The sequence below is a fragment of the Lutibacter sp. genome (assembly GCF_041562875.1).
Taxonomy (GTDB): Bacteria; Bacteroidota; Bacteroidia; order Flavobacteriales; family Flavobacteriaceae; genus Lutibacter.
On sequence record NZ_JBFFOE010000110.1, the window covers coordinates 1 to 7,750 of the forward strand.

Consider the following 7,750-nt stretch of genomic DNA (forward strand, 5'->3'; position numbering starts at 1 on the left):
CAAGATGAACTATTAAGTACTTTTAATTTATATCCAAATCCGGTTAAAAACGGAGAATTAAAGCTTCAAATGCCAAGAGAAATTACAGATTATAATATTAGAATTTCTAATGTACTCGGGCAAAAAGTATATGAAAATAAGGTAAATTCAAATTATAGTAATACATATACGGTAAATACCTCAGCTATAAAACCTGGATTATACTTTGTAACAGTAAGTACAAATTTGGGGAAAGCCACAAAAAAGATAATTATTGAGTAATAAGTAGACAACCTATAAACTAAAAGAGACTTCAAATATGAAGTCTCTTTTTTTATTCTCTTATTAAATAGTTTCAATTTCTTTATTTATTTACTCAAACTACTTAGCAGTTGAAAGAAAACGTCTAGATGTTATACATAAAACATCTGGACGTTATTAATAAAACATCTAGACCTTTTTCCATATTTAATAAGCAATAATTGTAAATTACTTAGTAATTAGTGCAGACTAATGTATAAAATTTATAATGCTCCTTTAAAATAGTAAACTTCCTACTAAAGTTCGTTAATAAATGGTCATAAAAAAATCGTCATTCTCAGCTTGGCTGGGAATCTCTTGAAACAAAACTCGTAATAAACTGCTACTGTATTAAATGTGGCATGACTAAAAAAACGGTCATCCTCAATTTTACATAGAATTACCGTTCATAATTTTATAGTTGAACATTATTACTTAAAAGCAGGCAAGCCAGTAATATCAAAACCTGTAATTAATAAGTGAATGTCATGAGTTCCTTCATACGTAATTACGCTTTCTAAGTTCATCATATGGCGCATAATAGAATATTCTCCTGTAATTCCCATAGCACCTAAAATTTGTCGTGCTTCTCTTGCAATGTGTATCGCCATATCAACATTATTCCGTTTTGCCATAGAAATTTGAGCGCTTGTTGCCTTATCTTCATTTCTTAAAGTTCCCAAGCGCCAAGTTAACAACTGAGCTTTTGTAATTTCGGTAATCATTTCAGCTAATTTTTTTTGCTGAAGTTGAAAAGCGCCAATAGGTTTACCAAACTGCATACGTTCTTTTGAATAACGCAAGGCAGTATCATAACAATCCATAGCGGCTCCTATTGCTCCCCAAGCAATTCCATATCGAGCAGAATCTAAACAGCCAAGTGGGGCACCTAAACCATCCTTATTGGGTAAAATATTTTCCTTTGGAATTTTTACATTATCAAAAATTAATTCACCTGTTGCAGAAGCTCTTAAAGACCATTTGTTATGCGTTTCTGGAGTTGTAAACCCTTTCATACCACGTTCAACAATTAACCCTTTAATACGTCCTTCTTCATTCTTAGCCCAAACAACAGCAATATCAGCAAAAGGGGCATTTGAAATCCACATTTTTGCACCATTTAGCAAAAAGTGATCACCCATATCTTTAATATTGGTCACCATTGCTCCTGGATTTGATCCGTGGTCTGGTTCAGTTAATCCAAAACAGCCTAAAAACTCGCCACTTGCTAATTTTGGTAAGTATTTTTTACGTTGTTCTTCATTTCCGTATTTCCAAATTGGGTACATAACCAATGAAGATTGAACAGAAGCCGTTGATCTAACACCTGAATCACCTCTTTCAATTTCTTGCATAATTAATCCATAACTCATTTGGTCTAATCCTGCACCACCATATTCTTCAGGAATATAAGGCCCAAAGGCACCTATTTCAGCCAAGCCTTTTACTATGGATGTAGGAAATTTTGCTTGTTGTGCAGCTTCTTCAATAATTGGGGAAACTTCACGTTTTACCCAATCACGTGCAGCGTCACGCACTAATATATTTTCTTCAGTTAATAATTCATCTAACTGATAATAATCTGGAGCTTGAAATAAATCTTGAGACATTGATTTTTTTATTAAGTTGTACACAAATTTAGTAATTAAAGTCTTTTTAGAAATTATTTTTTAAAATCTTTTATTCAGTACATTTGTATTAATGAGATTTACCTTAGGAATAGAAGAAAAATTAAAAAGTAAAAAAGTAATTCAACAATTATTTGCTGAAGGCAATCGTGTAAAATCGTTTCCTCTTCAGTTAATTTATTTAAAAAAGGAACATTATTCAGAATTCCCTATAAAAGTTGGATTTACAGTTCCTAAACGTGCTGTAAAATTAGCTGTAAATAGAAATAGAATTAAAAGAATGATGCGTGAAGTTTACCGTAAAAATAAGCAGCTATTTTCTGAAAATATAAACGAAAAGTATATTTTTATGTTTATTTATATGACAAACGATGAAACAAAATATGATGACTTAGAGCTTTCTATTAAAAAAATTTGTGATAAATTTTTAATAAAAATTAAAGAAGATGAGCAGAATTAAAAAACTATTCATAGGAATTTTTGTAGCAGTTTCTTTATTGGTTTCAGTAGGATTTCAATCTGATTTTTTTGAAATTGCAAAACAAATTGACATATACACTACGTTGTTTAAAGAATTAAACATGTATTATATTGATGAGGTAAATCCTGCAAAACTCACCAATAATGCAGTAAATCACATGCTTGAAAACCTAGATCCATATACACGTTACTATGATGAACAAGGAGTTGAAGATGCACGAATTGAACAAACTGGTGAATATGGCGGAATTGGAGCAACTACTCAGTATAAAAATAATACGTTAATAATACGTGAACTATTAAAAGGTTCTCCTGCTGAGAAAGAAGGAATGAAACCGGGAGATAAAATTTTAAAAATTAACGATGTTGTTGTAAAGGATTATGATGAAAAAGGAGCTTCAGCTTTATTAAACGGATTGCCAAATACCAACATAAAACTTCAAATTGAACGTCAAAATAAAAAGATAGATTTAGAGCTCACACGTAAAAAAGTTGAAGTAAATCCGGTGCCTTATTACACCATGTTAGATGCTGAGGTTGGGTATATTTCATTTACAAAATTTAATGAAAAAGCAGCTTCCGAAGTAAAAAAAGCATTTTTAGAGCTAAAGGAAGAGGGAATGAAAAAATTAATAATTGATGTAAGAAGCAATCCTGGAGGTTTATTAATGGAGGCCGTAAAAATTACTAATTTTTTTATTCCAAAAAATAAAATTGTAGTAACTACCAAGGCTAAAATTGAAAAATGGAGTGAAACATTTAGTACACAAGATGAACCTTTAGATTTAGAAATACCAGTTGTAATTCTTGTCAATAATCGTTCAGCCTCAGCCTCTGAAATTTTAGCTGGTTCTTTACAAGATTATGATAGAGGTGTTATTATTGGAGAGCGTTCATTTGGAAAAGGTTTGGTGCAGCGCTACAGAGAACTTTCTTATGGCACTCAAATGAAAATTACCATTTCTAAATATTATACGCCAAGCGGAAGATGTATTCAGGAACTAGATTATACCAATAGAGATGCTAAAGGGAAAGTTCCAAAATTTTCTGATGCAGGAAGAGAAACCTATAAAACCGAAATAGGAAGAACCGTGTATGGCGGTGGAGGTATTTTACCAGATATTGAAGTTGAAAAACCAACCACAACAGAAACTACAGAGAATTTGTTAAATTCTGATGCCTTTTTTAATTATGTAACCAATTACTTTTATGAAAATACAACCATAGCAGCACCCTCAAAATTTGAATTAAATGATACTGATTTTAATTCGCTTAAAAAATACTTAAGTAAAAACAATGATGCTTTTGAAACTAAAACTGAAGCTCATTTTAAAGAAGCAAAACAAAAAGCAATTTCGGAACATTTAGATGGAAGTTTAGACCAAACATTTACAGAACTTTTAGATAAAATTCAATTAGAAAAATTAAAAGAATTAGATAAAAACAAAGAAGAAATACTTCATAAATTAACCGAAGAAATAGTAAAACGCTATTATTATGATGAAGGCGTTTATATGCAAAAAGCTTCATTTGACACAAATATTATTAAAGCAATGTCAATTTTAAACAACAATGAAACATATAATTCAATATTAAAAAAGTAATAATTGAACGTTTCAAAATAGAACAAATACACAAATAAATAGATAAGTTGTATCTTTGATACCCAAATACAAAGTATGTCACACACAAAAATAAAACATAGAACGCGCGCTCAGGAATCGTCAAAAGCCATAGAGCGTTTATACATTTCAATGCGCCATTTATTTACAAGGGGGTTTTACAAACCTATGGGAATATCTGGAGATGCCTTACGTGAAGCATTATTGGTGCTTCGCCCTGAAATATACGGATCAATTGCGGAAGAAAAAGTAGAATTAAATGGTTTAATTTATGTAATTGAACGCTTACCTGAAGGAATTGAAGAATGTAGATATGTAAATTTAACTGCAGATGAAGGATACTCAAACTCACATTTTAAACCAATAATTCCTGCAAAAAGAAGAAGAACTTGTTTTAGAATTGACAAAGATCAAATGAATATTGAGGTGACTCGTGGACGTTCAGAAATTTATGATATACTAACACATTTAACATTTTTATTTATTGAATCTCATAAAATTGCCAACAAAGTATTGGTAAATGATGAAGGGGAAACCATTAGAGAATGGAAAAAATTAGAAGATGTTGTATTGCATAACAGAACCTTAGATGGAGATAGTAGAGATATTATGTTAGCGCATATGGCAAGTGTTTTAGGGAGAAGTTTTGAAGAAACACAAAAAGTGCACACAATATTAGGAGAAGAACAAAACCCTGATCGTTTATTTCAAATAATTTATTGGTTAGGAAACATTGCAATTAATGAAAAAATTCACGGCATAAAAAGAGCCATTAATTTTAGTCCAATTTTAAGAGAACGAATTGGGCATCATATTTACGGTGAAATTTGGGCAACAAATATAAAAGACGTTTTAAATGAGCAAAATTTATTAAGTCGTCCAATTCATATTATTAGTGCTAATATGCATAGCGTAATGAATTCTATTTACGCACCAATTGTTTTACCAAAACAAATTAAAAATAATGATACCCTTTCATTATTTAAGTTGTTAAGCAATGATGATAATGAAGATTTACGAAAACAAGTCATGGAATATGCTGCTGAAAATGGACTCACTTATATTAAAGATACATCAGGAACCAATATAAACGTTCAAATTATTGACACCGCTAAAATTGATATGAGTAAAACTCAATATTTAATTGAGAATAGCATAGATAACGAAGAAAAACCAGTTATAATTGTGATGGATTATGCTTTTGGTGAACAAGCGTACGAAACTATGGATGAACTTTTAAAACCATATGTGGATAAGAAGAACAAAAAGCAACATCTTAATGTTGACTCTATCTCAATTATGGGAAAAGCAGGCATTTTAGAAGGAGGCAAAGGTGATATTATGATTCCTTCATCACATATATTTGAAGGAACAGCAGATAATTACCCTTTTAAAAATCAATTAAAGAAAAGAATGTTTGAAGGTTGTGGTGTAGATGTTTATACTGGTGCTATGGTTACCGTTTTAGGAACATCACTTCAAAATAAAGATATCTTAAGCTTTTTTCATGATTCAACTTGGAAAGTTACAGGATTAGAAATGGAAGGTGCTCATTATCAAAAAGCCATACAAGCAGCGGCAAAAATTAGAGGAAATATTTCAAAAAATGTGAAGGTTCGGTATGCTTATTATGCATCTGATAATCCACTAGAAACAGGAAGTACATTAGCTTCCGGAGGTTTGGGAACTACAGGTGTATTGCCAACTTATGTAATAACGGAAAAAATTTTAGAGCAAATATTTTAACCGTTTCAATAAAGAGTTTTTGCACAATAAATAAAGAATTTGAATAAAATAAACCAATGAACGTACTAATTTTAGGATCAGGAGGAAGAGAACATGCATTTGCATGGAAAATAGCACAAAGCAACTTATTAAATCAATTATTTATTGCTCCGGGTAATGCAGGAACTATGCAATTTGGAACAAATTTAAACATAAATCCAACCGATTTTAATGCTTTAAAACAAACAGTTTTACAACATCATATTGAATTAGTGCTTGTTGGCCCAGAAGATCCTTTAGTAAAAGGCGTTCATGATTTCTTTTTAAATGATGCTGAATTAAAAAATGTAGCTGTAATTGGACCACAAAAATATGCGGCACAATTAGAAGGAAGTAAAGAATTTGCCAAAGAATTTATGGTTCGTCATAACATTCCAACGGCTGCTTATAAAAGCTTTACAACTAAAAATTTAGAAGAAGGTTATCAGTTTTTAGAAACGTTAAAACCACCGTATGTTTTAAAAGCTGATGGATTAGCAGCAGGAAAAGGCGTGTTAATTTTAACTGATTTACAAGAAGCCAAAGATGAGTTAAATGAAATGTTGGCAAATCAAAAATTTGGGGAGGCAAGCAGTAAAGTGGTCATTGAAGAATTTTTAGATGGAATTGAACTAAGTTGTTTTGTTTTAACAGATGGTAAAAGCTATGTAAACTTACCAAACGCGAAAGATTATAAACGAATTGGAGAAGGAGATGCAGGTTTAAATACAGGCGGAATGGGCGCAGTTTCACCAGTTCCTTTTGCGAACGAAGCCTTTATGAAAAAGATTGAAGACAGGGTTATTAAACCAACTGTAGAGGGGTTGTTAAAAGATAATATTCCATACAAAGGCTTTATTTTCTTTGGTATTATAAAAGTAGGAGATGAACCAAAAGTAATTGAATACAATTGCCGCATGGGAGATCCAGAAACTGAAGTGGTAATTCCGCGTATTAAAAGTGATTTTTTAGAATTATTAATTGCGGCTGGTAAAAATGAATTGCATACTAAAACCATTGAATTTAAAGAAGAAAGTGCTTGTACTGTTATGTTAGTTTCAGGCGGTTATCCTGAAAATTACGAAAAAGGGAAAGTTATTAATGGACTTGATACTATTGAAAACTCCATTCCGTTTCACGCAGGTACAACCTTAATAAATAATGAAATTTTGACCAATGGAGGTAGAGTTATTGCCGTTACTTCTTATGGAAGTGATTTTAAGCAAGCCTTAAAACAGTCTTATCAAAACATTGAAAAAATAAGTTTTGATAAAATGAATTTTAGAAAAGACATTGGTTTTGACTTGTAAAAAAAAATTCTTGTAGCTCCGTTAAACTGGGGATTAGGACATGCAACACGTTGTATTCCAATAATTAATTCTTTATTAGAGGATGGTTTTGAACCAATTATTGCAAGTGATGGAGATGCTTTATTGTTACTTCAAAAAGAGTTTCCATTTTTAAAAAGTTATGCACTTCCTTCCTATAATATCAAGTACCCAAAAAAGGGTGAAAATTTAAAATTTAAACTATTTTTAAGTGTTCCTTCTATAATTTTAGCAGTAAAAAAAGAACGAAAAATTGTTGCTCAATTAATTAAGGATGAAGACTTAAAAGGTATTATTTCCGATAATAGATTTGGCGTTTTCAATAAAAAAGTACCTTCAGTTTATGTTACACACCAACTAAAAGTCTTGTCGGGTAAAACAACCTTTTTGACTTCAATAATTCATCAAAAAATAATTGAGCAATTTGATGAATGTTGGGTTCCTGATGTTGAAACTAAACCCAATTTTTCTGGAATGCTAAGCCATTTAAACAAGCCAAAGTTTAAAGTTAAATATCTTGGGGTTTTAAGTCGGTTTAAAAAACAAAAAACAGCAATTAAATATCATTTATTGGTGCTTCTCTCCGGGCCAGAACCGCAACGCACCATATTAGAAAACAAATTGTTAATTGAATTAAAAGGTTTTAACG

At 31.0% G+C, this 7,750-nt stretch carries 6 protein-coding genes and 1 pseudogene; 6 read left to right on the forward strand and 1 reads right to left on the reverse strand.

From position 1 onward, the window contains the following. Positions 1–261: T9SS type A sorting domain-containing protein (locus ABY863_RS11785; protein ID WP_372795070.1), on the forward strand; the 261-nt coding region annotated here is incomplete at its 5' end. Between the two features lie 449 nt (positions 262–710). Here ABY863_RS11785 and ABY863_RS11790 read toward each other — a convergent pair. Beyond that, complete coding sequence (locus ABY863_RS11790) at positions 711–1,889, reverse strand: acyl-CoA dehydrogenase family protein (protein WP_372795072.1); 1,179 nt, start codon at positions 1,887–1,889, stop codon at positions 711–713. Positions 1,890–1,980: 91 nt separating this feature from the next. On the opposite strand from ABY863_RS11790, the gene rnpA reads away from it, so the two are divergent. From rnpA to ABY863_RS11815, 5 genes and pseudogenes are all read left to right on the forward strand, one after another. Further along, the gene (gene rnpA / locus ABY863_RS11795; RefSeq protein ID WP_372795074.1) at positions 1,981–2,367 is read left to right on the forward strand and encodes a ribonuclease P protein component; all 387 of its coding nucleotides are present in this window, start codon (positions 1,981–1,983) and stop codon (positions 2,365–2,367) included. After that, positions 2,354–3,991 (forward strand): S41 family peptidase, encoded by a 1,638-nt coding sequence (locus ABY863_RS11800; RefSeq protein WP_372795076.1) that lies wholly within the window; start codon positions 2,354–2,356, stop codon positions 3,989–3,991. The genes rnpA and ABY863_RS11800 overlap by 14 nt, the downstream gene beginning before the upstream one ends. A gap of 75 nt (positions 3,992–4,066) precedes the next feature. After that, positions 4,067–5,755, forward strand: coding sequence for a hypothetical protein (locus tag ABY863_RS11805; protein WP_372795078.1), 1,689 nt, complete (start codon positions 4,067–4,069; stop codon positions 5,753–5,755). A gap of 56 nt (positions 5,756–5,811) precedes the next feature. After that, positions 5,812–7,083 carry a phosphoribosylamine--glycine ligase gene (gene purD / locus ABY863_RS11810; protein ID WP_372795080.1) on the forward strand — a complete coding sequence of 424 codons (1,272 nt, stop codon included), beginning with the start codon at positions 5,812–5,814 and terminating at the stop codon, positions 7,081–7,083. A gap of 123 nt (positions 7,084–7,206) precedes the next feature. Beyond that, positions 7,207–7,750: pseudogene (locus tag ABY863_RS11815) on the forward strand (glycosyltransferase); the annotation flags it as partial.